This window comes from Saccharothrix tamanrassetensis (genome assembly GCF_014203665.1).
GTDB lineage: Bacteria > Actinomycetota > Actinomycetes > Mycobacteriales > Pseudonocardiaceae > Actinosynnema > Actinosynnema tamanrassetense.
This window is the reverse complement of sequence record NZ_JACHJN010000007.1, coordinates 264,098-287,404: the sequence shown is the minus strand read 5'-3', so window position 1 is coordinate 287,404 and position 23,307 is coordinate 264,098. Positions and strand designations below refer to the sequence as shown.

Below are 23,307 nucleotides of genomic sequence, written 5' to 3'. Positions count from 1 at the left end.
CGAGGTCTACACCGTAGACAAGACGTGTACGGTGTAGACATGACAGGCACCGCGGACCGGATCGCCTCCGTGGCGTTGGCGATCCTGCTGGACGAAGGCGCCGAGGCCGTGACGATGCGCCGGGTGGCGGCCGAGGTGGGCGTCACGCCAATGGCCACCTACCGGCACTACCCCAACCGCGAAGCCCTGCTGCGCGCGGTGGTGGACGGCGCGGTCGCCGAACTGACCGCCGGATGGGGCAAGCGGGGCCATGCCGGCACGTTCGAGCAAAAAATTGACGGATTGGCGGACGACTTCCTGGATTTCGCCCTGGGCAAGCCGAACCTCTACCGGTTCGTCGTCACCGAACGGCGGGACGGGGCGCGCCGGTTCCCGGAAGACTTCCGGGAAGGCGGCTCGCCCACGTTCGGGCCGGTGCTCGACGCCGTCGTGCGGGGCGTCGAGGACGGGGTGTTGAGGCCCGGCGACCCGGTGGAGATCACCCTCGCCATCACCACCCCGGCCATGGGGCTGGTCCAGCTGTACCACGGCGGGCGCATGGAGCTGACCGAGGACGACTTCCGCGCACTGTGCAAGCGGACGATCGGAAGGGTCCTCGATGGACTCAAGTCGTAGTCTCACCCTCGCCGGCGCGACCGCGTGCTCGGCCGTGTTGTTCTTCCTGGGCACGGGTTTCGCTCCCGTCGCCGTGCTGACGTGGGTGGCTCCGCTGCCCGTGCTGCTGTTGGCGCCGAGGGTGTCGGGGCGGGTGGCGGCCGGGGTCGCGTTCGTCGCGTTCGTCCTCGGCACGGCGAACATGTGGGCGTTGCAACTGCGTTCCCACGACACCCCGATGATGCCCGTCGGTCTGCTGATCGACCTCGGGATGTCGGCGACGTTCACGCTCGCCGTCGTCGTGTTCCGTGCGCAACTGGTTCGCGGCCGTGTGCTGTCGGCGGCGCTCGCCGCGTCGGCGTCGTGGACGGCCCTGGTGTACCTCGTGTCGGTCGCCAATCCGATGGGGCTGATGGGCACGTTCGCCAACCACCAGGGCAATGTGCCGTTGGTGCTCCAGACCGCCTCGGTGACCGGTATGTGGGGCATCGAGTTCCTCGTGCTGTTCGTGCCCTCCGCGGTGGCCGCGTCGCTCGCCCCGGAGGTGTCGACCGCCGTCCGGGTGCGGACGGCGGCCGTCGCACTGGTCGTGCTCGGCGTGGCGCTGGGCGGGGGAGCGCTGCGGCTGTCGGACGTCGGGCCGACGCAACGGGTCGCGGCCATCGCGACCAACCAGAAGGTCTGGGCCCCGGACCTCGCCACGCGAGCCGGCCGCGATCTCGTGGACGCCTATGCGGACCGCATCGCGGCACTGCCGGACGGCGTGGAGGTCGTGGTGCTGCCGGAGCAGTCGTTCCGATCCGAGGAAGCGCGCCCGGCCGCGCTCTACGAGCCGATGGGCCAAGTGGCGCAGCGGCACGGGATCGACGTCGTCGTCGGCTACGCGCACTTCGACGGCAACGCCAAGTACAACTACGCCCTCACGTTCCCGGCCGACGGCGGTGACCCGACCGCCTACCTCAAGCACCACGACCGGGTCAGCCCGCCCGGTGACGAACTCGTCTTCACCGGCCTGCGCGGCGGTGTGCAGGTCTGCGCGGACGTCAACCACTCCGCACCGGCCCGGGACTACGCGGCGGCCGGGACCGGCCTCCTGCTCATCCCGGCGTCCGACGAGACGGACAACGGTTGGCAGCACAGCAGGACCGCGTTGTTGCGGGGCGTCGAGCACGGCCAGGCCGTGGTCTGGTCGGCCCGCACCGGAACCGTGATGATCAGCGATGGTCACGGGCGGGTCCTGGCCGACGCGCCGACCGGCGGTCCGGAACCGTTCACGACCGTCACGGCCGACGTGCGCCTCGCCCCCGGTGCGACCGCGTACACCAGGTTCGGCGACTGGTTCGCCTGGCTCTGCCTCTTGGCTTCGGTGGTCGGTGTCGTCACCCTCTACCTGCCGCGGCGGCGCTGACCGGAGCGGACACCGCAACTGGGCCGGATGGCGGTTCCGACAGCACTTCCGATCCCCGTCGGCAATCGGCTGATCGGTTGCACCGACTGTGGAACCACGTGGTCGAGCCCCGTCCGGACCGCACGTCCACCGGCGAGCGCGGGGCGGGGATCGTGCGCCGGAGCAGCGGCGGACCGCACGGAGCCGTGCCCCGGCCGAGGATCCCGGCGTTTTGACCGGCCCTTTGTCGCAAATCGTGAGTGCACTGTGAGGGTGGACCGCTAGGCTCCACAACGGTTCGCGCGAACCCCTTGTAGTCGAGTGAGAACCCGCAGAGGGAGACCCAGGCATGGGAGAGTTCGGCGCGTCCTGGAGACGGTTCGCCGGTGTTGGAGCGGCTGCGGCGGTTGCCGTGGGGCTCAGTGCTGCACCGGCGGCTGCGCAGGGGGGCATTGAGGGCGCGAACAGCGTTGACGCTGTCGCGGGTAGTTACATCGTGGTGTTGAAGGACCGCAACCAGACCACCGCGGTCGCGGACCGGGCCGGTGTGCGGGTGGTCCACCGCTACCAGTCCGTGGTCGACGGGTTCGCCGCGACCATGAACGAGGACCAGGCGAAGCGCCTCGCCGCCGATCCGGCGGTGGCTTCCGTGGTCCAGGACCAGAAGGTCCGCAAGACCGAAGTGCAGCCCAACCCGCCGTCGTGGGGTCTGGACCGGATCGATCAGCGCGACCTGCCGCTGAACGACTCGTACAGCTACCCGAACAAGGGTGCCGGTGTGCACGTCTACGTCATCGACACGGGTATCCGTGCGACGCACGTCGACTTCGGTGGTCGGGCGACGTTCGACCACAACGCCATCGACACCGACAACACCGACTGCAACGGTCACGGCACGCACGTGGCCGGCACGGTCGGCGGCACGACGGTGGGCGTGGCCAAGGACGTCCGGCTGCACGCGGTCAAGGTGCTGGACTGCAACGGCAACGGAACGGTCGCGGGCGCCATCGCCGGCCTCGACTGGGTCGCCGCCAACAAGGTCCAGCCCGCCGTGGCGAACCTGAGCCTCGGCTCGCTGCCGAACGACCTGTTCGACTCGGCCGTGCGGCGCACCATCAGCGCGGGCATCACGGTCGTCGTGGCGGCGGGCAACAGCGCCCGCAGCGCGTGCGAGCAGTCGCCGGCCCGCGTCACCGAGGCGATCACGGTCGGTGCGACGAGGGAGGACGACCGGAGGGCTTCGTTCTCCAACTTCGGCACGTGCACCGACGTGTTCGCGCCGGGTGAGGGGATCTTCTCCGCCTGGCACACGGCCGACGACGAAGGTGCGGTCCTCGACGGCACGTCGATGGCGGCCCCGCACGTCGCGGGTGTGGCCGCGCTCCACCTGACCGCCACCCCGGCCGCCGCGCCGAACGTGGTCCGGGACGCGATCGTCAACGCCGCGACGCGTGACCACGTCACGGATCCGGGTGCGGGTTCGCCGAACCTGCTGCTGCACTCGGCGGTTCCGACCGTGTCGGGGCCGGACCGGCTGGTGCGCGGTGAGCAGTTGACCGCCGGGCAGTCGCGGACGTCGCTGGACGGCCAGTACCGCCTGGTGCTCCAGGTCGACGGCAACCTGGTGCTCTACACGGCGGACCGCCGTGCGCTGTGGCACACCAACACGTGGGGCAGCGACGTGACCCGCGCGGTGCTCCAGCCCGACGGCAACTTCGTGCTCTACTCGGCCGCCGGTGTGGCCCGCTGGCACACCAACACCTGGGGCTCGGCCGCCGACCGCCTGGTGGTGCAGAACGACGACAACGTCGTGCTGTACGGCCCGGCCGGTGAGTTCTACTGGCACCGCAAGCAGTAGCGCGGTAGGCAGCACATCGCGGTAACCGCGCCATCGCGGTAACCGTGCCGGGGTCGCGTGAGCGACCCCGGCACGTCTGCGTCCGCGCTCCCGCCCGGTCAGGCCGGGAAGCCGGACCTGGCGGAGTAGCCGAAGTCGGACAGCAGTGCGTGGCCGTTGACCGGGCGGGAGTGCGGTCCGGCCAGGAAGAGCACCTGGCGGGCCACGTCGTCGGCGGTCTGGACGGGGAAGTCGGCCTGGTCGATCGCCGCGTCGCCGAGGTCGGACCTGGCCATCGGGGTGTCCACGACGGACGGGCAGACGCAGTTGACGCGGACCCGGTTCAGTTCCACCGCGAGGGCCCGGGTGAGGGCGACCACCGCGCCCTTGGACGCGCAGTACGGCGCCATGCCGGGCGTGGCGACGAACGCCGAGTCGCTGGCCAGGAAGACGATCGCGCCCCCGGTGGACAGGTGCGGGTAGGTGTGCTTGGCGAGCAACAGCTGCCCGGTCACGTTGACCGCCAGCACGGCCGCCAGGTCGGCCGCCGACGTGTCGACCAGGGGCGTGCCGACCGGGCCGGAGATGCCCGCGCAGCCGACCACCACGTCGAGACCGCCCAGCCGCTCCACGGCCGTCGTCACGGCCCCGGAGAGGCTCGCTTCGTAAGCGACGTCGGCGTGCACGGTGTCGAGGTCGGAGGGGCCCGAGGCGCGGTCGAGCGCGACGACCTGCGCGCCGGCGGCCCGGAACGCCCGGGCGCAGGCCAGGCCGATACCGGACGCACCTCCGGTGACCAGCACCTTCCGGTCGGTGAACGACGAATCCATGGGGTCCATCGTGGGCGGTCGGCGTTCGTCCGGGGTTGACGGTCGGCGCACCGTCCTTGTCCCGTGCCGCACGGGTGCGGGTCGGGGCGTTCCGCCGCGGCGGCCGGCCGCCGGAGACTGCACCGGTAGGCCTAGAAAGGAACGCCGATGACCGAGACCGCAACGACCCTGTCGGACACCTCGACCTGGCTGCCCCTGGACGGCCTCGCGCCGGGCTTCGACGCGAACAAAGCGCCGACCGTGGGGGATCTGCACGGGCGTGAGGTCGTGCTCGACGGGCCGGACGGGCAACTGCTCCACGCCCGGTTCACCGGGACCAGGATCGAGTGGGAGCACGGCGCGGACGACTGCGAGACGTTCCTCGTGGACGACGACCTGTACTACACGCAGTTCCACCCGCAGGCACGTCCGCGGGAGGCGGTGTCGCTGTTCCTGGACCTGCGCAACGGCCGGGCGCTGCACGTGACCACGACCATCAACGACGACGGCACCCCGCGGGTCACCCAGCGGTTCGTGCCCGCGACCATCCGCGGCACCGACGTGTTCGGCGACGCCCCGGCGCCGACCCGTGCCCTGATCGGCCGCCGCGCGATGTGGGTCTACAGCGAGGAACACGCGTACGAGCACGTCTACCTCAGCCCGCACTGGTACACCTGGCAGTGCCTGTCCGGCCCGGAGAAGGGCCTGGCGGACACCGACGAGAACTCGGTCTACCAGCTGCGCCCCGGCATCTACGTGTTCACGTGGCGGGAGAAGGTCATCCCGTGCGCCTCGGTGACGGTCGCCGACCACCGCGACGTCCACCGCCTGCGCTCCCACGGCGTCCTGTTCGGCCTGGACGAGACCGGCCACAACCCGACGCACTTCACGTTCGGCGCCCACGGCCGCCTGCTCAGCAACACCGTGCACCCCGAGGAGTACGACCCGGCGCTCGACTGAGCCGCTACCGTCAGGGCATGGTCCGCCCCGAACCGACCACTGCCCGGCTGCGGTTGCGCCGCGTGTCGATGGACGACCTGCACGCGTTCGTGGCGCTGGAAACGGCGCTGCGAACGCGTGACGGCCGCGGCGCTCCCGACCCGGCGAAGTCGGCCGACTACCTGGCCGACTTCGTCCGGGTGTGGGAGGACGGCGACCTCGGGTACTGGACGGTGCGCCAAGGGGAACACGTCGTCGGCTTCGGCGGGGTGCGGCCGAAGCCGTGGCAGGACCGCCGGTGCTGGAACCTGTACTACCGCGTCGATCCCGCGCGGTGGGGGCAGGGGATCGCGACCGAGGTGTCACGCGAGGCGGTGGCGGCGGCCGGGACCGTGCGACCCGAGTGGCCGGTCCTGGTGGAGACCCGTCCGTCGAACACCGCCGCGATCCGCGTCGCCGAGCAGGCCGGCCTGCTCCGGCAGGACGACCTGGACGGCTACGCCGTGCTGCTGCTGGAGTTCACGGCGTAGGCAGGACGCCGCGCCGGAACGGCTCCACCCCCACCACGTGTCGGATCCGGGTCGGCTCCACCAGGATCTTCACCCGGCGTTCACCGGGGATCCGCCACTCGAAGCGGTCGGTGCCCACGTACTTCTTCGCCAGCCGGTCGATGTTGTCCTCGGCCTCGTCGCCTTCGACGAACCGGACCACCCGCCCGCGGACCTCCACCCGGTCGTACGGGTTCGCACCGTCCACACAGGACAGCGAGACTCGCGGGTCGCGGCGGAGGTTCTCCTCCTTCACCCGACCGATCGCGGTGTTGAACACGATGTGCCCACCCTCCAGGTCCACCCACATCGGTGTCACCTGGGGCGAGCCGTCCGGGTTCAGGGTGGCCAGGTGCCAGAAGTTCGGCGCCACCAACCTCGCCCGCACCGGTTCACTCAACTCGGCCACAGCACTCCGTCCGCCGGTGTCCGCCAAACCACGATTGTCCCCCGGCCAGTCCCCGCTGTCACCCCGCCGCCGTGAACCGCTCCTCGCGCCGAACCGCTCCCCGCCACGACGGCGGGGAGCGGAACGAGCCTCGGCGCGCGGGTGACCTCACCCGAGGTGGTCGCCGCCTCGGGTGACCGCGGCGAACGCGTCCACGACGCCGTGGCCGTAGAAGCCGTTGAACGACAGGTCGCCCTCGCAGGTCGCGTTGAACTCGGCCGGATGACCCAGGTGCTCGTAGGACACCGTGCGCGGCGTCGGGCACGGCACCTTGTCGGCCGTGCCGAACAGGACCCGCCGCACCTTGTCCGGGGACAGGGCGAGGGTGTCGGGGCGGACCGGGTCCGGCACGCCGTACTCGCTGACCGTCAACGCCGCCACGCCGGACGCGTGCGGCGACGCCATCGAAGTGCCCTCCAGGAAGCGGTAGAAGCCGCACGTGCCGGCCCGGCAGTACTTCTGCACGCCGGCGATCCGGCCCTGCGGCGTGACGTTCCCGGCCGCGTCCACGTCGCCCAGCACCACGGCGACGTTGTGCGGGTAGACGGACAGGATCTTGTTCTCGTTGGTCTCGTACCAGGGCGTGCCGAAGCCGTCCTTGAAGTACCCGCCGGGCGCGGACAGCGCGGTCTGCTCCACGCCGTAGTTCGAGCGGTCCGCCTTGGCCTGGGACGGTCCCAGTGCCACCACGGGCAGCACGTGGTCGCCCTCGGTCGGCAGCTTCAGGCAGGTCGCGTTGTCGATCGGCCTCGGGTGCGCCGCGCCGGGCGGGTGGTTCGGGCTGAGCAGGTCGGTGCGCGGCTTGCCCAGGTCCTCGTGCGTGTTGCCCATCGAGCTGATCAGCGTGACACCCCTGCCGTGCGCGTAGCGCAGTGCCCGCTGCACGGTCTCGATGGTGGTCCGCTGCTCGGCCTGCTGCTCCGGCGTGTCCGCCGGGTTGTCCGGGCAGTTGAACAGCCAGGGGTCGATGAAGAACGACATGTTGATCACGTCGAGCCCGATGTCCGCGCCGTAGGTCAGCGCGTCCACCACCGGCTTGACGAACAGGAACCCGCTGTCCTGGCCGCCCCGGATGTTCACCAGCGTCACGTTCGGCGCGACACCGGAGACGCCGAACCCGTCGGCCGCCGCGGCCAGGGTGCCCGCGACGTGCGAGCCGTGGCCGTCGTCGTCGTGGTCCACCGGGTCGAGGCAGCCGGTGAACTCGCACGGCCCGTCCAGCTCGGGGATGTCCTTCGCGAAGTTGCGGGACAGCCGCCGGTCGAGGTTGGCCCGCAGGTCCGGGTGGCTGCCGTCGATACCGGTGTCCAGCACGCCGACGTGCACCCGCTTGTCGCCGAGCTGGTGGTCGCGGGCCAGGTCGGCGCGCACCATGGACAGTCCCCACAGTTTGCCGTCCAACGGGTCCATGCCCGGTGAGGCCTGCGCCGGCCGTGCCGCGCCGGTGGGGACGTCCCGCGCCGGCACGGTCTTCACCGCGGGCACCCGGCCGATCGGACGGGCGTGCGTCGCCCCGGCCACCGCGTCCGACGCCGTCACGTCGAGCACGAAGCCGGTGGCGGGCCCGGTCACGGAGAGCAGCCCGATCCCGGTGTTCTCGTCGGTCACCACGCCGTCGGCCGCGCGCACGGCCGCCACCGCCGCCTCGCGGCTCGCGCCTTGCTCCACCAGCACGAGGTAGTCCGTCGTCGGTTCGACCGCGACGCCCGACGGCGCCCCTGACACGGTCACCGACGACACCAGCAGCACCACCGCCGCCGGGATGAGCAATCTGTTCGGTCTCATCTGATCTTCTTCCCCCTGTCGTGAACGAGTGCGACCACCCCCCGACTCCTACGCGGGTTCCGTTGATTCCTTTCGGGGCACGGGAGTTGAACAACAAAGTCCCAACAACGACCAGGCACGACGACGAGTCGCCATCGGTGCGGCACCGGGATGCGGGGCTGTCCGGGCACCCGCCGAAGGCGGGGCTCCACCTCCGCCTCCCCGAGGACTCCTGGCGGACCGGCGGCTGCGGCTGCCGGAGTTCCGGTGCTATGGCGATCTGTGATCTCCCCGGCCGCCGGTGCGCGTCCTACGGTCGGGTTGACCGCCGGGCGGGCCGTCGACAGCCCGCCTCGCCACCGCGACCGGAGCCGGTCGCGGTGTCCCCGGCGGTTCCCCTGCACCGCGAGGAGATCCAGCATGTCCAGACTTCGTATGTCGCCGGTCGTCGCCCTGGTGGTGATGACCACCGTCGGGGGCGCCGTTGCCGCTGCGCCGCCCGCGTTCGGCGATCCTCCCGTCGCCGAACTACCCGTGCTGGCCGCCATGCGACGCGATCTCGGCGTCGCCGACCCGGTGGCCCGGTTGGCCGCCGAACGGGAAGCGGCCCGGGCGGACCGGGGGCTCCGGGCGGCCCTCGGCACCCGTCTCGGCGGGAGTTGGTTCGACGCCGAGCGCGGCAAGCTCGTCGTCGCGGTGACCGACTCCCGCGCCGCCGCGGCGGTGCGAGCCGGGGGTGCGGAGCCCAGGCTCGTCGCGCGCGGCGAATCCACCCTGGCCGCGGCCAAGAGCAGGCTCGACGCGGCTTCGCCCTCGGCGCCGGCGTCCGTGCCCGGATGGCAGGTCGATCCGGCCACGAACAGCGTGCTCGTCAAGCACGCGCCGGGAGCAGAGGCCCGAGCGCGCGCCTGGGTGGCCGCGGCCGGGGTGGACGCCGGGACCGTCAGCTACCTCGAAGCGGTCGGGCGCCCGCGCCCGCTGATCGACGTGGTCGGCGGCAACCGGTACTGGACCAGCAAGTACGGCTGCTCGGTCGGGTTCTCGGTGCAGGGCGGGTTCATCAGCGCCGGGCACTGCGGCAAGGTCGGCGAGACCACCACCCAGCCGGGCGGTCGGTTCGAGGGCTCCAGCTTCCCGACCGACGACATGGCGTTCGTGCGCACCAACGCGGGGGAGACCCCGGTCGGCGCGGTCAACGACTACAACGGCGGCCGGGTCGCGGTGAAGGGCTCGCAGGAGGCGCCCGTCGGGTCGTCCATCTGCCGCTCGGGCGGCACCACCGGCTGGCACTGCGGCACCATCCGGTCCCGTGACGCGACCGTCGACTACGGCCCGGAGATCGGCAAGGTCTACCAGGCGATCGAGACCACGGCGTGCGCGGAACCCGGCGACTCGGGCGGTTCGGCCATCTCCGACGGCCAGGCGCAGGGCGTGACCTCGGGCGGGTCGGGCGACTGCAAGGGCGGCGCGGCCACCACGTACTTCCAGCCGGTGCCGGAGATCCTCACCCGGTACGGCGTCACCCTGCTGACCACGGACGGCGGTCCCAACCCGCCCGGCTGCGGCACCTCGGTGACCGGCAACGTCTCGTCCGGCGCCACCGCCGTGGAGCCCAAGGCGGGCTACTTCGACGCGGCGGCGGGCGCGCAGAAGGGATGTCTGAAGGGACCGGCCGGCACGGACTTCGACCTGTACCTGCAGAAGCAGAGCGGGACGACCTGGCGCACGGTCGCCTCCGGGACCGGACCCGACTCGGTGGAACAGGTCACCTACAACGGCACGGCAGGGCGTTACCGGTGGCAGGTCCGCTCGTACAGCGGCTCCGGTCAGTACACCCTGGAGACGGTCAAGCCCTAGCAGGAGGTCGTCCGGGGAAAGGGGTCCGCCGCGTCGCGGACCCCTTTCCCGCGCGCCTCGGGCGGCGGTACGGTCGCGGGACCGAGCGGAGGTCCCGTGGAGCTGGAAGTACGCCACCTGCGCGCGCTGGCCGCGATCGAAGACACCGGCAGCCTCACCCGCGCCGCACGCCTGCTGGGCATGTCCCAGCCCGCGCTGTCCGGTCTGCTCAAGCGGATCGAGCACAGCGTCGGCGGCGCGCTGTTCTTCCGCGCCGAGCACGGCTGCCTGCCGACCCCGCTGGGCACCGAGGTGCTGGGCGAGGCCAGGGTGGTGCTCAGCAGCATGTCCACCATCGCCGAACGGGTCGGCGAGTGGTCCCGGCGCGGCGGGCCGTCCGACCCGCTGCGGGTCGGCGGGTACTGCGGGTTCCTGCACGTCGCGGTGAGCCGGTGGCTGCGCGAACAGCCGTGGTGCGCGGACGTGAACCTCCAGGAGGACCTGGACGAGCGGATCAGCGTCGACAAGGTGGCCATCGGCGAGCTGGACCTCGCGCTGGTCTACCGGCCGCCGCTGCCCGGCATGGCCGTCCCGCCCGGCGTGGCGAGCGTGGTGGTCCACCCGGCCGAGCCGGTGTTCGTCGCGTTGGCGCACGACCACCCGATCGTCCGGCCGGGCCCGGTGCCGCTGGCCGACATCTTCGAGCACTCCTGGGTGGACGAGCCGCCGGGCACGTCCCGCTGGTGGACCTACCTCAACCAGGTCTGCCAGGAGCACGGCCTGGTGCTGCGCCAGCCGCACAGCACCCAGTGCCTGGCGACCCTGCTGGAACTGGTGCTGGCGAAGCTGGCCGTCGGTCCCGCGCTGGCCACCAGCCGCAACCGGCCGGACAGCATCGTGGTGCGGGCCATCGACGGGATGCCGATGTGGCAGGAGCTCCGGCTGTTCTACCGCCCGGACACGGTGGTGGCCGCCCACATCCACGAGATCCACGCCCGGGTCCTGGACAGCTACGCGAACCGTCAGGGGTGCAGCCCCGCCTTCGACGCCTGGTGGCGCGAACGCGGGCGCGAACTCCTGCCCGCCGTCTGACCGGTCGCCGCGACCACGGCCGCGACCGCGCACAGGACCGCCGTCCGGACCAGGGTGGCGTCGGTCGACGTGCGGTCGGCGACGAGCCCGGCGAGCCACGGCCCGGCGGTCTGACCGGCCGCGAACACCGTCGTGAACGCCGCCAGGGTCGCCGTCCGGTCGGCCGGTGCGGTCTCGGACCGGATGTGCGCGGTGACCGCGGCCGGGACGCCCAGGAACGTCGCCCCTAGACGACCGCGGAGCCGAGGACGACCAGCGGTGCGGGTGTGAGCAGCGCCAACGCCGCACCGCCCGCGAGCAGGCCGAGCAGCACGGTTGACGCACGGGTGCCCGGCCAGTTCGTGATGGGGCGGCTCCACCGGGCCGGTGCGACCGTGACGGCCGGGCCCAGCGCCGTCCAGGTGAGCACGACCTGGGTGGTCGGGGCGTGCCGGTCGGCGAGGTAGGCGGACAGGAACGTGATGTAGGTGATGTACCCGGCGGCGAACAGCAGGTAGGTCGACCCGGCCCGCCACAGCGGACGCACCCGCCCGTTCGTCGCGGCCGGCGGCTCGTCGCTGCGCGCTGCGGACCAGCTGAGCAGTGCCGCCAGCCCGGCGGCCACGCCCAGGCCGGTCCACCCGAGCCGCCAGTGCGCGCCCAGCGCGGGGATCGTCGCGGCGCTGACCAGGATGCCCAGGCCGGCGCCCGCGAAGTACACCGTGATCGGCAGGCCCGAGCCGATCCGCGAGGCGATCACCCCGCCGACGACGAACACCACCGCGCCCGTGACGCCCGCAGCGGCGCGGGTCGCCGGCAGCACGACCTCGAACTGCTCACCGACATCGCGACGAGGGCGGGCGCGGCCGATCCCGTCGTGCTGGGACGGCAGCTGCTGATGCTGGTGGGAGGCGCGACCGTGCCGGCCGACCAGCGCGGCCCGGCGCAGGTCGGCGACCACGCCCGCCGAGCGGCGCCGGCCCTGCTGTCCGGCAGCCGCTGACCGCTCGCCCGATGGGATCCGTGCGCCACGGGTCCACTCCGCGTGACGGCGATGACTCGATCAGATGAACCCGCTGGTGAGAGGCAGGTCTCCCGGCCGTCAGAGGCCCGTAAAGATGCCGGTCGTCGGTGTCAAGGGCGCGTCAGGCCCGTGCAGACACCCGCACTTCCCGATGCAGCCTTTCCGGCGTGACGGCCCAACGGGGGCCGGTGTCAGTCGGGAAGGGAGCGCGCACATGGCCGACCTGGCCTACGCGTTGCTGCTGATCGGTGTGTTCGTGCTACTGGCGCTGACGGTGCGCGGTCTGGAGCGGCTGTGAGCGGCACCGGTGTGGTGGCCGACGTCGTCGCAGGCGTGCTCGCCCTGGCGTTGATCGGGTACCTGTTCGTGGCGCTCATCCGCCCGGAGAAGTTCTGATGTCGTCGACTGCGGCCGGCCTGGTCCAGGTCGGCGTCCTCCTCGTCGCGTTGGCCGTGGTGCACCGGCCGTTCGGCGACTACATGGCCCGCGTGTACACCAGCGCCGGGCACTCCCGGGTCGAGCGCGCGGTCTACCGCGTCGCGCGGGTCGACCCCGAGTCCGGGCAGCGGTGGGGCACCTACGCGCGGGGCGTGATCGCGTTCTCGTTCGTGGGTGTGGTGCTCCTCTACGTGCTGCAACGGATCCAGTCCGTGCTGCCGTTCGACTTCGACCGGGGTGCGGTGCCGCCGGGGGTCGCGTTCAACACCGCGATCAGCTTCGTGACGAACACGAACTGGCAGTCCTACGTGCCCGAGTCCGTCATGGGCCACACGGTCCAGATGGTCGGGTTGACCGTGCAGAACTTCGTGTCCGGCGCGGTCGGCATGGCGGTGGCGGTCGCGCTGGTGCGCGGGTTCGTCCGGCACCGGACCGACCGGCTGGGCAACTTCTGGGTGGACCTGGTGCGGGGCACGATCCGCATCCTGCTGCCGGTGGCCTTCCTGTTCGCCGTCGTGCTGGTGGCGACCGGCGTGGTGATGAGCCTGAAGTCCGGTGTCACGGTCGACGGCCGGCAGGTCGCGACGGCCCCGGTGGCCAGCCAGGAGGCGATCAAGGAACTCGGGACGAACGGCGGCGGCGTCCTCAACGCCAACTCCGCCCACCCGTTCGAGAACCCCAACGGCTGGTCGAACCTGATCGAGGTGTTCCTGATCCTGGTCATCCCGGTGTCGCTGACCCGAACGTTCGGCACGCTGGTCGGCGATCGCAGGCAGGGTTACGTGCTGCTCGGCGTCATGGGCACCCTGTGGTCGCTGGTGCTGGCCGTCATCTGGGTCGCCGAGGCCCACGGCCTGCGCCCGTCGGAGGGCAAGGAGACGCGGTTCGGCGTCCCGTCGTCCGCGCTGTTCGCCAACTCCACCACGGGCACGTCGACCGGCGCGGTGAACTCGATGCACGACAGCTACACCGGCCTCGGTGGCGGTGGGGCGATGCTGAACATGCTGTTCGGCGAGATGACGCCGGGCGGCGTGGGCACCGGCCTGTACAGCATCCTGGTGATGGCGGTCATCGCGATGTTCCTGGCCGGGCTCATGGTCGGCCGCACACCGGAGTACCTGGGCAAGAAGCTGGGCCGTCGCGAGGTCACCGCCGCCGCGGTGTCGATCCTGGCCATGCCGACCGTGCTGCTGGTCGGCGCGGGAACCGCCGCGCTGCTGCCGAGCACGAAGGGGGCGTTGAACAACCCGGGTGAGCACGGCCTGTCGGAAATCCTGTACGCGTACGCGTCGGCGTCGAACAACAACGGCAGCGCGTTCGCCGGGATCACCGTGACCAGTGACTGGTTCCAGGCGTCGTTGGGCGTGTGCATGGCGTTGGGGCGGTTCATTCCGATCATCGCGGTGCTGTGCCTGGCCGGTTCCCTCGCGGCGCAGAAGAAGGTGCCGGAGACCGCTGGGACGCTGCCCACCACGGGCCCGCTGTTCGCGACCCTGCTGGGCGGTTCGATCGTGCTGGTCGCCGCGCTCACCTTCGTCCCCGCTCTCGCCCTCGGTCCCATCGCGGAGGCTTTGCTGTGACCACCACGACCGAATGTCCACAGCGGACTCCGGAGGAGATCCGGGACCGGCACGCGCGGAACCCGGGCCACCAGGTCGGCGCCGGTGTGTTCAACCCTCGCCGACTGCTGACCTCGTTGCCGGACGCGCTGCGCAAGTTCCACCCGCGCCACCAGTTGCGCAACCCCGTGATGTTCGTGGTGTGGGTGGGTTCCCTGCTGGTCACCGTGTTCGCGATCGGCGAACCGAGCGTGTTCACCGTCGCGGTGACGCTGTCGCTGTGGTCCACCGTGCTGTTCGCCAACCTGGCCGAGGCGGTCGCCGAGGGCCGGGGCAAGGCGCAGGCGGACTCGTTGCGCAGGACGAAAGAGGACGTGGTTGCCCGGCTCACCGACGGCCGCACGGTTCCCGGCGCCGACCTCCGGGTCGGTGACCTGGTGGTGGTCGGAGCGGGCGAAGTGATCCCCGGCGACGGTGACGTGGTGGAAGGCATCGCCACGGTGGACGAGTCGGCGATCACAGGCGAGTCCGCGCCGGTGATCCGGGAGTCGGGCGGCGACCGGTCGGCGGTGACCGGCGGCACGACCGTGCTGTCCGACCGGGTCGTCGTGAAGATCACCACCGAACCGGGCGAGTCCTTCGTGGACCGGATGATCGCGTTGGTGGAGGGCGCCGAACGGCAGAAGACGCCGAACGAGATCGCGTTGACGATCCTGCTGTCCACGCTGACGGTCGTCTTCGTGCTCGCGGTGGTGGCGTTGCAGCCGTTCGCGATCTTCTCCGGCGGGAAGCAGTCGGTGGTCGTGCTGACCGCGCTGCTGGTGTGCCTGATCCCCACCACCATCGGCGCGCTGCTGTCCGCGATCGGCATCGCCGGCATGGACCGGCTGGTGCAGCGCAACGTCCTCGCCACGTCGGGCAAGGCCGTCGAGGCGGCGGGTGACGTCGACACGCTGCTGCTGGACAAGACCGGCACCATCACCTGGGGCAACCGGCGGGCCACCGAGCTCATCCCGGTGCGCGGCACGCCGGTGGACGCGCTGGTGGACGCCGCGCGGCTGTCCAGCCTGGCGGACGGCACCCCCGAGGGCCGCAGCGTGGTGGAGCTGTGCGCCACGAGGTACGGCCGGGCGACCGAACCCGCGGACAGCGAGAGAGCCGGCGAGTTCGTGCCGTTCACCGCGCAGACCCGGCTGAGCGGCATCGACCTGGGCGACCGGCGCATCCGCAAGGGCGCGGCGAGCGCGTTCACCGTCGACGCCTCCACCCGGAGCGTCGTGGACGAGATCAGCGCGCAGGGCGGAACCCCGCTGGTGGTCGCGGAGAACGACGTGGTGCTCGGGGTGATCCGGCTGTCCGACGTGGTGAAGCCCGGGATGCGGCAGCGGTTCGCCGAGCTGCGCGCCATGGGCATCCGCACGGTCATGGTGACCGGGGACAACCCGTTGACCGCCCGGGCGATCGCGGACGCGGCCGGGGTGGACGACTTCCTGGCCGAGGCCAAGCCAGAGGACAAGATGGCGTTGATCCGGCGCGAGCAGGAGGGCGGCAAGCTGGTCGCGATGACCGGCGACGGCACCAACGACGCGCCCGCCCTGGCCCAGTCGGACGTCGGCGTGGCCATGAACACCGGCACCTCCGCCGCGAAGGAGGCCGGGAACATGGTCGACCTGGACTCCGACCCGACCAAGCTGATCGAGATCGTGGAGATCGGCAAGCAGCTGCTGATCACGCGCGGTGCGCTGACGACCTTCAGCGTCGCCAACGACCTGGCGAAGTACTTCGCGGTCCTGCCCGCCATGTTCGCCGCCATCCACCCGCAGCTGGGCCGGCTCGACATCATGCACCTGGGGTCGCCGCAGTCCGCGATCCTGTCGGCGGTGATCTTCAACGCCCTCGTCATCGTGGTGCTGATCCCGTTGGCGCTGCGGGGTGTCCGGTACAAGCCGTCCAGCGCGTCCGCGCTGCTGCGGCGCAACCTGCTGGTCTACGGCCTCGGTGGCATCGTCACGCCGTTCGTCGGGATCTGGCTGGTCGACCTGCTCGTGCGACTCATTCCCGGGATCGGGTGACACTGTGGACAACTTCGGCAGACAGGCCGTGGCCGGCCTTCGCGTCCTGCTCGCCCTGACGGTGCTCACCGGCATCCTCTACCCGGCGGCGGTGTGGGGCGTGTCCCGGCTGCCCGGCCTCCACGCCAACGCGGAAGCCGTCGACACCACGTCGATCGGAATCGACCGCGAGGGCGACCAGTGGTTCCGCACCCGGCCGTCCGCCGCCACCCTCCCGGCGTCGGGCGGGTCGAACAAGGGGGAGCGGAACGCCGAGTACGACGCCGTGGTGGCCGAACGCCGGACCGCCGTGGCACAACGGGAAGCCGTCGCCGAGGACCGGGTGCCGGAAGACGCGGTCACCGCCTCGGCGTCCGGCCTGGACCCGCACATCAGCACGGCCTACGCCGAACTCCAGGTGCCCCGCGTGGCCAGGGCGCGCGGGCTGGGCGAGGACCGCGTCCGAGCCTTGGTCGCCGGGCACACCGACGGCCGCGCGGCCGGTGTCCTGGGCGAACCCGGCGTCAACGTCACCGCGCTCAACCGCGCCCTGGGGTGAACGACCGGTCGGGGCCGCCACCCGGTGGCCCCGACCGCGCTAACGTCGGAGCATGGCTTTCACGGAGTTGGACTCCTGGTTGAGCGCTCGGTCCGCCTCCGACCAGTTCTCCGGAGTGGTGCTGGTGCGCAGCGGGGACGAAACCCCGTTCGCGGGCGCGTACGGCTGGGCGAGCAGGCGGTGGCCGGTGCCGAACACCCTGGCCACCCGCTTCGACACCGCGTCCATCACCAAGCTGTTCACGGCGGTGGCCGCGCTGCGGCTGGTGGACGAGGGCCGGCTGGACCTCGACGCGCCGATCACCGGACTGGTCGACCTGTCCGGCACGACGATCTCGTCCGAGGTGACCGTCCGGCACCTGCTCACGCACACCTCCGGCATCGGTGACGACGCCGACGAGGAGGCGGGGGAGAGCTACGAGGCGCTGTGGGTCGACAAGCCGGTCTACTCGGTCGTGGAGACCCGTGACCACCTGCCGAACTTCGTGCACAAGCCGCCGAACTTCCCGCCGGGCAAGGGATGCCGGTACTGCAACGTCGGCTACGTGCTGGTGGGCCTGGCGATCGAGGAGATCACCGGCACCGCCTACCGCGACCACGTCCGGGAGACCGTGTTCGCCCGCGCCGGCATGTCCGGTTCGGACTTCCACGACCGCCGCGAGGCCGTGCCGGACGTCGCGGAGGGCTGGGATCCGGTGGAGGACGCCGACGGGCGGATCACCGGGTGGAGGCAGAACATCTTCAGCTACCCGCCGATCGGCTCGCCGGACGGGGGAGCGCACGCGACCGCCGAGGACCTGGTCCGGTTCCTGCGGGCGTTGCGCGGCGGGGAACTGCTGTCGCCGGAACGCACCGGGCTGTTCCTGACCCCGCAGGTGCCGCACCACCGCGACGACGACGGCGACGTCTGGTACGGCTTCGGGCTGGAGTTCACGCTGAACCCGGACGGCTCGGTGCGCAACTACTACAAGGACGGCGGCAACGCGGGCGTCAGCGGCATCGCGCGGTACTACCCGGCGGAGGACCTGGACGTGGTGGTGCTGTCCAACGCCCAGCGCGGCGGCCTGGCGGTGATCCGCGAAGTGGACCGCAGGATCAGGATTTCGTAACCTGGCGCGCGCGATCGGCCGCGGCCGATCGTGTGAACCGGGGTGCGCCGGCCCGGCCGCTGACGGTATCCAAGCGGACGCAGGCGGCAGCCGGGAGTTGTGATGGAGGTTCGGATCGCCCTGTTGGGCGAGGTCACGGCGCACGTGCGCGGGCAGCGCGTGGAGCTGGGACCGGCGAAGCAGCGCTGCGTGCTGGCCGCCCTGGCGGTCGACCTCGGCCGGCCGGTGTCGGTGGAGCGGCTGGCCGAGCGGGTGTGGGGCGAGGACCAGCCCCGGCGGGCCCGCGCCACGCTGTCCAGCTACGTGTCGCGGTTGCGGCAGATCAGCGCGGACGTGCGCCTGGAACGGCGTTCCGGGGGGTACCTGCTGGTCGCCGACGAGGACGTGGTCGACCTCCACCGGTTCCGCCGGCTGTGCGCGCGGGCGGACCGGGCCGAGGGCGACGAGCGGGCCGCGGCGCTGCTCACCGAGGCACTCGGGCTGTGGCACGGCGATCCGCTGGACGGGCTGGACGGCGAGTGGGCCGCCGCCGAACGCGACCGGCTGGAGCAGGAGCGGCTGGGCGTCGAGTGCGACCTGACCGACCTGCTGCTGCGGCTGGGCCGGGGCGAGGGGTTGGTCGCCGAGCTGTCGGCACGGGCCGCCGAACACCCGCTGGACGAACGGGTGGCCGCGCAGCACATGCTCGTGCTCTACCGCGCCGGGCGGGCCGCCGACGCGCTGGAGCACTACCGGCGGCTGCATGCCAGGCTGGTCGCGGAACTCGGCGTCGACCCCGGCGCGGCGCTGCGGGAGCTGCACGGGCGGATCCTCAACGGCGACCCGGCGCTGACCGCCGGCGCCGCGGCGAAGCCCGCCGTCGTGCCGCGGCAACTGCCCGCCGCACCCGAGCCGTTCGTCGGCCGGGACGACGAACTCGACCGGCTGGACGCCGTGCTGGACCGCTCCGGCGGCACGGTGGTCATCTCCGCCATCGCGGGCGCGGGCGGCATCGGCAAGACCTGGCTGGCGCTGCACTGGGCGCACCGCCACCTCCACCGGTTCCCGGACGGTCAGCTGTTCGTGGACCTGCGCGGGTTCAGCCCGGACGGCGCGCCCCTCGCGACGCACTCGGCGGTGCGCGGGTTCCTCGACGCCCTCGGCACCGACCGGGCCAAGGTGCCCGTGGAACCGCACGCGCAGGCCGCGCTGTTCCGCAGCCTGGTGGCGGACAAGCGGATGCTGATCGTGCTGGACAACGCCGCCGACACCGCGCAGGTCGCCGACCTGCTGCCCGGCACGCCCGCCTGCACCGTGCTGGTGACCAGCCGCAACCGGCTGACCGGCCTGATCACCGGGCACTCGGCGCACCACGTGCCGCTGGACATGCTCGCCGACGACGAGGCCCGCGCCCTGCTGGCCGACCGCCTCGGTGCCGCGCGGGTGGCCGCCGAACCCGCCGCCGTGGCGGAGCTGGTCGGGCTCTGCGGCGGCTTCCCGCTGGCGCTGAGCATCGTCTCCGGTCACGCGGCCGGCGGGCTGCCGCTGTCGGCACTGGTGGCCGACCTGCGCGAGTTCGGCCTGGGCGCGCTGGACGACGGCGACCCGGAAGCGAGCCTGCCCGCGGTGTTCTCCTGGTCGCACCGCGCGCTCACCGAGGAGCAGGCGGAGCTGTTCGGCCTGCTCGGGTGCGCGCCCGGTCCGGACATCGGCCTGCCCGCCGCCGCGAGCCTGGCCGGCCTGCCGCCGGCCCGCACCCGGACGCTGCTGCGCGAGCTGGAGCAGGCGTCCCTGGTGACGCGGGACGCGTCCGGCCGCTACCGGATGCACGACCTGATCCGCCAGTTCGCGGCGGAACGCGCCGCCTCGCTCGACAGCGGGCCCGCCCTGCGCCGGCTGGTCGACTTCTACCTGCGCACCGCCCACGCCGGCAACCGGCTGCTGCACCCGTACGTGACCCCGATCGAGCTGGACCCGCCGGAGCCCGGCAGCCGGCCGCACCCGTTGGCCGACGACGCGACCGCCCTGACGTGGTTCGACGCCGAGCACGCCTGCCTGCTCGCGACCGTGGACGCCGCCATCGCCCACGGCCTGCACCGGGCGGTCTGGCAGCTGGCGTGGGCGTCGAGCACCTACCACTTCCGTCGCGGGAACCGGCACGAACAGCTGATGCTCTGGCGACACGCCCTGGCGGCGGCCGAACACCTGGCCGACCCCGACGTCCGGATCCTGGCGCACCGCCTGCTCGGCCGGGCGTGCGCCGACGTGGACCAGCCGGACGAGGCGATGCGCCACCTCTACCGGGCACTGGCCCTGGCGGAGGACACCGGCGCCCGTGCCGACCAGGCCCACACGCACCACGCGCTCACGTGGTCGTGGATCCAGCTCGGTGACGACGGGAAGGCCATGGAGCACGCGACCCGCGCCCTGGAGATCCACCGCACCCTGGGCAACCCGGCGTGGGAGGCGGACGCGCTCAACGCCGTGGGCTGGTGCGCCGCGCGACTGGGCCGCCACGACTTCGCCCGCGAACACTGCCGGGCGGCGCTGGCCCTGCAACGCAACCACCAGGACCGCGACGGCGAGGCGGACACCCTGGACAGCCTCGGCTACATCGACCACCAGACCGGCGGCTACCAGGACGCCGTCGACCACTTCACCGCCGCCGTGGCGCTCTACCGGGCCCTGGACAACACCTACCAGGCCGTCAACACCCTGGACCGCCTCGCCGAGTCGCTGCGCGCCCTCGGCCGTCCCGACGAGGCCCGGAAGACCTGGCAGGAAGCCGAAAGCCTCTACCGCGCCCAACAACGCGCCGAAGAAGCCGACCAGGTGCGGCAGCGGCTGGCGGAGCTGGACGCCGCGGCTGAACGGGTTTGAGACTCTCGTGAGACTCCGGCGGACGGCCGTCGGCATAACGTCCCCGCTGTCGGACGTCAACAGGCGTGATGACCGCAGGGAAGAGGGTTCGAATGTTCCGTACTGTTCGCAACGCAGTGATCGCGGGCGCGGTGGCCATGGGCGCACTGCTGTTCGCGGGGGCGCCCGCTTCGGCCGCCCCGGTGGCCGAGTCGGGCGGCAAGGTCGTCGTCGTGCCGGCCACCGAGGACGGCCGGGTGAGCGCCCTGGCGGCCGGGTGCCGGTACGCCGGGTGGTTCCAGTTCTCCGACGGGCGCGTGGTGCACATCTACGTCTGCGAGTAGGCAGAGGTGGTCACTCGGGCAGCCCCTCGCCTGCCCGAGTGACCGACGCTTGCCCCATTAGTGTGACTCTGGCGTAAACCGTTCACCCGTTCGGCTTTCACCGACTACAAGTCGGCACGGGATCCGCAACCAGGGTGGGGGTCACGCCATGGCTTCGTCGAGGACGGCGTCCGCCGCCGTGCTGCCCAACGCCGGGCAGGCGGCCGTGCGGGACCGGGTGGCGGCACTGCTCGCCGAGGCGGAGCAGCCGACCGTGATCGGCCTCGTCGGTCCGCTCGGGGCCGGCAAGACCACCGTCCTCACCGCACTCGCCGGAGGGGAACCGGTCGTCGAGCCGGGGCGGGGTGACCTCCCGGCCACCATCCGCCGCCTGCTCGACACCGCGCGACCGGTCCTCTTCGTCGACGGCGTCGACCTGCCCGGTTGTCGGGAGGTCCTCCGGGACGAACTCGACCGGGCGGGATCGACGGCGCACGTCGTCATGGCCGGCCGTCGACCGGTGAGCGGTGCCGTGTCCGTCGTGGACATCCCACCGTGGACGGACGCGGAGATCCGCGAACTGGCCGTGTCGCTCGGCGTCACCGCCGGACTCGACCTGGTGGAACGCCTGTCGGGCGGCCTGCCGCTGGTGGCGCGGTGCCTGAGCCTGGCCCTGCTCGCGCCCACCCCGCCGGACGTGCCGGGCGCGGTCGCGGACCGTGCGCTGCGCGGGATCCTCGCCCGACTCGACCCTGAGCGACCCGACCGGGACCTGGTGGAGGCGCTGGCCGTGGTGGGCCGGGGGGACGAGGAACTGCTGGCCGAACTGGTGGAGACGCCGCACGGACCGGACTGGTTCGCCGCCCTCACCGATTTGAGCCTGGTCACGACGACCGAGTGCGGACCGACCGTGGTCGAACCGTTCCGCACCCTGCTCGACCTCAAGCACCGCTGGCGCAGGCCCGTCGCGCACCGCACGGCCGTCACCAAGGCGGCGGCCCGCAACCGGCGGTTGCTCACCGCCACCACCGACGAACGCCGCCGCCGTGCGCTCACCGAGCACTCGCTCTACCTCACCGACGACCCGGTGATCCAGCGGATGCTGTTCCCTCCCGTGCCGCCGGCACCCGCCGTGCGGCGGGCGAGGCCGTCCGACCACGACGACATCGGCGCGCTGGTCCACCACTGGGCCCGGAGCGGCGGCCACGACCCCGCCAAGTGCGACCGGCTGCTCGAAGGCTGGCTCAGGCACACCGCCGACGGCTTCCGGGTGGTGTGCGGCCCCGACGACCGGCCGCTCGGGATGACCTACACCCCGGTGATCACCGACCGCGCGGTCGGCGTGATCGAGCCCGTCACCCAGCAGCACACCCGTTCCCTGGTCGACGGGCGGACCGGCGGGACGTTCATCGGCATGGCGGTCTGCGACGACCCCGGCGCGCACGCGGCGCTGCTCCGGCACATCCTGGCCGACGGCATCGGCCAGGGGCGGATGGTGGTCGCGACGCCGTCACCGGAGTACCAGCAGCTGGTGCGCAGGCTCGGGTTCGGCTACCTGGGCGACGCGCGGCACGACCCGTACGACTGCGGGCGGCAGTCCGAGATCCACCACCTGGGGTTCCCGACGCCGGACAGCGTGGCGTCGTGGCTGGACCGGATCGCCGCGACCGGGCTGACCGGGTCGGCACAGCCCGACCTGCGGTGGTGCGTGGCGGAGGTGCGGCGGGCGCTGGAACACCTCCACGACAGCGGCCGGCTGGCGCGCAGCCCGTTGTTGACGTCGGCGGCCACCCCCACGGCCGAGGAACTGCACGCGGTGTTGACGGCCGCCATCACGGAACTCGCCGCCGCGCAGGACACGCCTACCGCACAGGCCGGGCAGATCATGCACGCGTACTACGTGCGGCGGCGGTCCGACCACCTCGGCGTGGCGAACCGACTGCACCTGAGCCGGGCGACCTACTTCCGGCGGCTCGACCACGGCCTGAACCTGCTCGCACAACGGCTGCTGGCGTTGTTCCGGGAGTCGTGAGCCGCGTCGGCCGGCGCCCTGCCGCGCCTGCGCGGTCGCCGGCAGGCGCAGCCACGGACGCCGGCCGGCACATGCCCGTGGCCGGGTCGGCGCGGACCCGGCGGCAGGGGTACGACGATTCCCGGTCGGAGGGGCGGGAGAA

The 23,307-nt window shown here is 72.3% G+C and carries 21 protein-coding genes; 16 read left to right on the top strand and 5 right to left on the bottom strand.

Annotated features, from left to right (window positions below):
• Nucleotides 1-39 precede the first annotated feature (39 nt).
• The 3 genes from FHS29_RS23325 (at nt 40) to FHS29_RS23315 (ending at nt 3,839) form a co-directional block, all read left to right on the top strand.
• On the top strand, nt 40-615 hold the full coding sequence (locus tag FHS29_RS23325) for a TetR/AcrR family transcriptional regulator (protein ID WP_184693813.1): 576 nt from the start codon (nt 40-42) through the stop codon (nt 613-615).
• Nucleotides 599-2,002 (top strand): nitrilase-related carbon-nitrogen hydrolase, encoded by a 1,404-nt coding sequence (locus FHS29_RS23320; RefSeq protein WP_184693810.1) that lies wholly within the window; start codon nt 599-601, stop codon nt 2,000-2,002. The genes FHS29_RS23325 and FHS29_RS23320 overlap by 17 nt, the downstream gene beginning before the upstream one ends.
• A gap of 475 nt (nt 2,003-2,477) precedes the next feature.
• Nucleotides 2,478-3,839, top strand: coding sequence for a S8 family serine peptidase (locus FHS29_RS23315; protein ID WP_312865060.1), 1,362 nt, complete (start codon nt 2,478-2,480; stop codon nt 3,837-3,839).
• Nucleotides 3,840-3,937: 98 nt separating this feature from the next.
• Here the strand turns inward: FHS29_RS23315 and FHS29_RS23310 are convergent, their stop codons facing one another.
• Entirely contained in the window at nt 3,938-4,648 is a 711-nt protein-coding gene (locus FHS29_RS23310) for an SDR family NAD(P)-dependent oxidoreductase (RefSeq protein ID WP_184693807.1), read from the bottom strand.
• A gap of 147 nt (nt 4,649-4,795) precedes the next feature.
• Here FHS29_RS23310 and FHS29_RS23305 point away from each other — a divergent pair, with 147 nt between their 5' ends.
• Together FHS29_RS23305 and FHS29_RS23300 are read left to right on the top strand one after the other, a co-directional pair.
• Nucleotides 4,796-5,587, top strand: a complete 792-nt coding sequence (locus FHS29_RS23305) for a molybdenum cofactor biosynthesis F family protein (protein WP_184693805.1) — start codon at nt 4,796-4,798, stop codon at nt 5,585-5,587.
• A gap of 17 nt (nt 5,588-5,604) precedes the next feature.
• The gene (locus FHS29_RS23300; protein WP_184693803.1) at nt 5,605-6,096 is read left to right on the top strand and encodes a GNAT family N-acetyltransferase; all 492 of its coding nucleotides are present in this window, start codon (nt 5,605-5,607) and stop codon (nt 6,094-6,096) included.
• Here FHS29_RS23300 and FHS29_RS23295 read toward each other — a convergent pair.
• Nucleotides 6,086-6,523, bottom strand: a complete 438-nt coding sequence (locus tag FHS29_RS23295; RefSeq protein ID WP_184693801.1) for a PPOX class F420-dependent oxidoreductase — start codon at nt 6,521-6,523, stop codon at nt 6,086-6,088. The two genes, FHS29_RS23300 and FHS29_RS23295, sit on opposite strands and share 11 nt — an antisense overlap.
• A gap of 147 nt (nt 6,524-6,670) precedes the next feature.
• A complete protein-coding gene (locus FHS29_RS23290) occupies nt 6,671-8,347 on the bottom strand; it encodes a S8 family peptidase (RefSeq protein ID WP_184693799.1) in 1,677 nt (558 codons plus the stop codon).
• Nucleotides 8,348-8,746: 399 nt separating this feature from the next.
• On the opposite strand from FHS29_RS23290, the gene FHS29_RS23285 reads away from it, so the two are divergent.
• Nucleotides 8,747-10,183, top strand: coding sequence for a S1 family peptidase (locus FHS29_RS23285; protein WP_184693797.1), 1,437 nt, complete (start codon nt 8,747-8,749; stop codon nt 10,181-10,183).
• Between the two features lie 96 nt (nt 10,184-10,279).
• The gene (locus tag FHS29_RS23280) at nt 10,280-11,254 is read left to right on the top strand and encodes a LysR family transcriptional regulator (RefSeq protein ID WP_184693795.1); all 975 of its coding nucleotides are present in this window, start codon (nt 10,280-10,282) and stop codon (nt 11,252-11,254) included.
• On the opposite strand, the gene FHS29_RS37770 is transcribed toward FHS29_RS23280, so the two are convergent.
• Complete coding sequence (locus FHS29_RS37770) at nt 11,185-11,439, bottom strand: YbfB/YjiJ family MFS transporter (protein WP_312865078.1); 255 nt, start codon at nt 11,437-11,439, stop codon at nt 11,185-11,187. The two genes, FHS29_RS23280 and FHS29_RS37770, sit on opposite strands and share 70 nt — an antisense overlap.
• Nucleotides 11,440-11,480: 41 nt before the next feature.
• Entirely contained in the window at nt 11,481-12,194 is a 714-nt protein-coding gene (locus FHS29_RS23275) for a YbfB/YjiJ family MFS transporter (RefSeq protein WP_312865059.1), read from the bottom strand.
• 214 nt (nt 12,195-12,408) lie between these two features.
• On the opposite strand from FHS29_RS23275, the gene FHS29_RS23270 reads away from it, so the two are divergent.
• The 9 genes from FHS29_RS23270 (at nt 12,409) to FHS29_RS23230 (ending at nt 23,165) form a co-directional block, all read left to right on the top strand.
• Entirely contained in the window at nt 12,409-12,555 is a 147-nt protein-coding gene (locus FHS29_RS23270) for a hypothetical protein (RefSeq protein WP_184694183.1), read from the top strand.
• A complete protein-coding gene (kdpF, locus tag FHS29_RS23265; protein ID WP_184693793.1) occupies nt 12,552-12,653 on the top strand; it encodes a K(+)-transporting ATPase subunit F in 102 nt (33 codons plus the stop codon). The genes FHS29_RS23270 and kdpF overlap by 4 nt, the downstream gene beginning before the upstream one ends.
• Nucleotides 12,653-14,275 (top strand): potassium-transporting ATPase subunit KdpA, encoded by a 1,623-nt coding sequence (gene kdpA, locus FHS29_RS23260; RefSeq protein ID WP_184693791.1) that lies wholly within the window; start codon nt 12,653-12,655, stop codon nt 14,273-14,275. Before kdpF ends, kdpA begins: the two co-directional genes overlap by 1 nt.
• A complete protein-coding gene (gene kdpB, locus FHS29_RS23255; protein WP_312865058.1) occupies nt 14,272-16,326 on the top strand; it encodes a potassium-transporting ATPase subunit KdpB in 2,055 nt (684 codons plus the stop codon). Before kdpA ends, kdpB begins: the two co-directional genes overlap by 4 nt.
• Before the next feature lie 4 nt (nt 16,327-16,330).
• Nucleotides 16,331-16,864 carry a potassium-transporting ATPase subunit C gene (locus FHS29_RS23250; RefSeq protein ID WP_184693789.1) on the top strand — a complete coding sequence of 178 codons (534 nt, stop codon included), beginning with the start codon at nt 16,331-16,333 and terminating at the stop codon, nt 16,862-16,864.
• Nucleotides 16,865-16,916: 52 nt separating this feature from the next.
• On the top strand, nt 16,917-17,972 hold the full coding sequence (locus FHS29_RS23245; RefSeq protein ID WP_184693787.1) for a serine hydrolase domain-containing protein: 1,056 nt from the start codon (nt 16,917-16,919) through the stop codon (nt 17,970-17,972).
• 102 nt (nt 17,973-18,074) lie between these two features.
• Nucleotides 18,075-20,831, top strand: coding sequence for an AfsR/SARP family transcriptional regulator (locus FHS29_RS23240; RefSeq protein ID WP_184693785.1), 2,757 nt, complete (start codon nt 18,075-18,077; stop codon nt 20,829-20,831).
• A gap of 92 nt (nt 20,832-20,923) precedes the next feature.
• Nucleotides 20,924-21,154 (top strand): hypothetical protein, encoded by a 231-nt coding sequence (locus tag FHS29_RS23235; protein WP_184693783.1) that lies wholly within the window; start codon nt 20,924-20,926, stop codon nt 21,152-21,154.
• Nucleotides 21,155-21,302: 148 nt separating this feature from the next.
• Nucleotides 21,303-23,165, top strand: coding sequence for a hypothetical protein (locus tag FHS29_RS23230; RefSeq protein WP_184693781.1), 1,863 nt, complete (start codon nt 21,303-21,305; stop codon nt 23,163-23,165).
• The last annotated feature ends 142 nt before the right edge of the window (nt 23,166-23,307 follow it).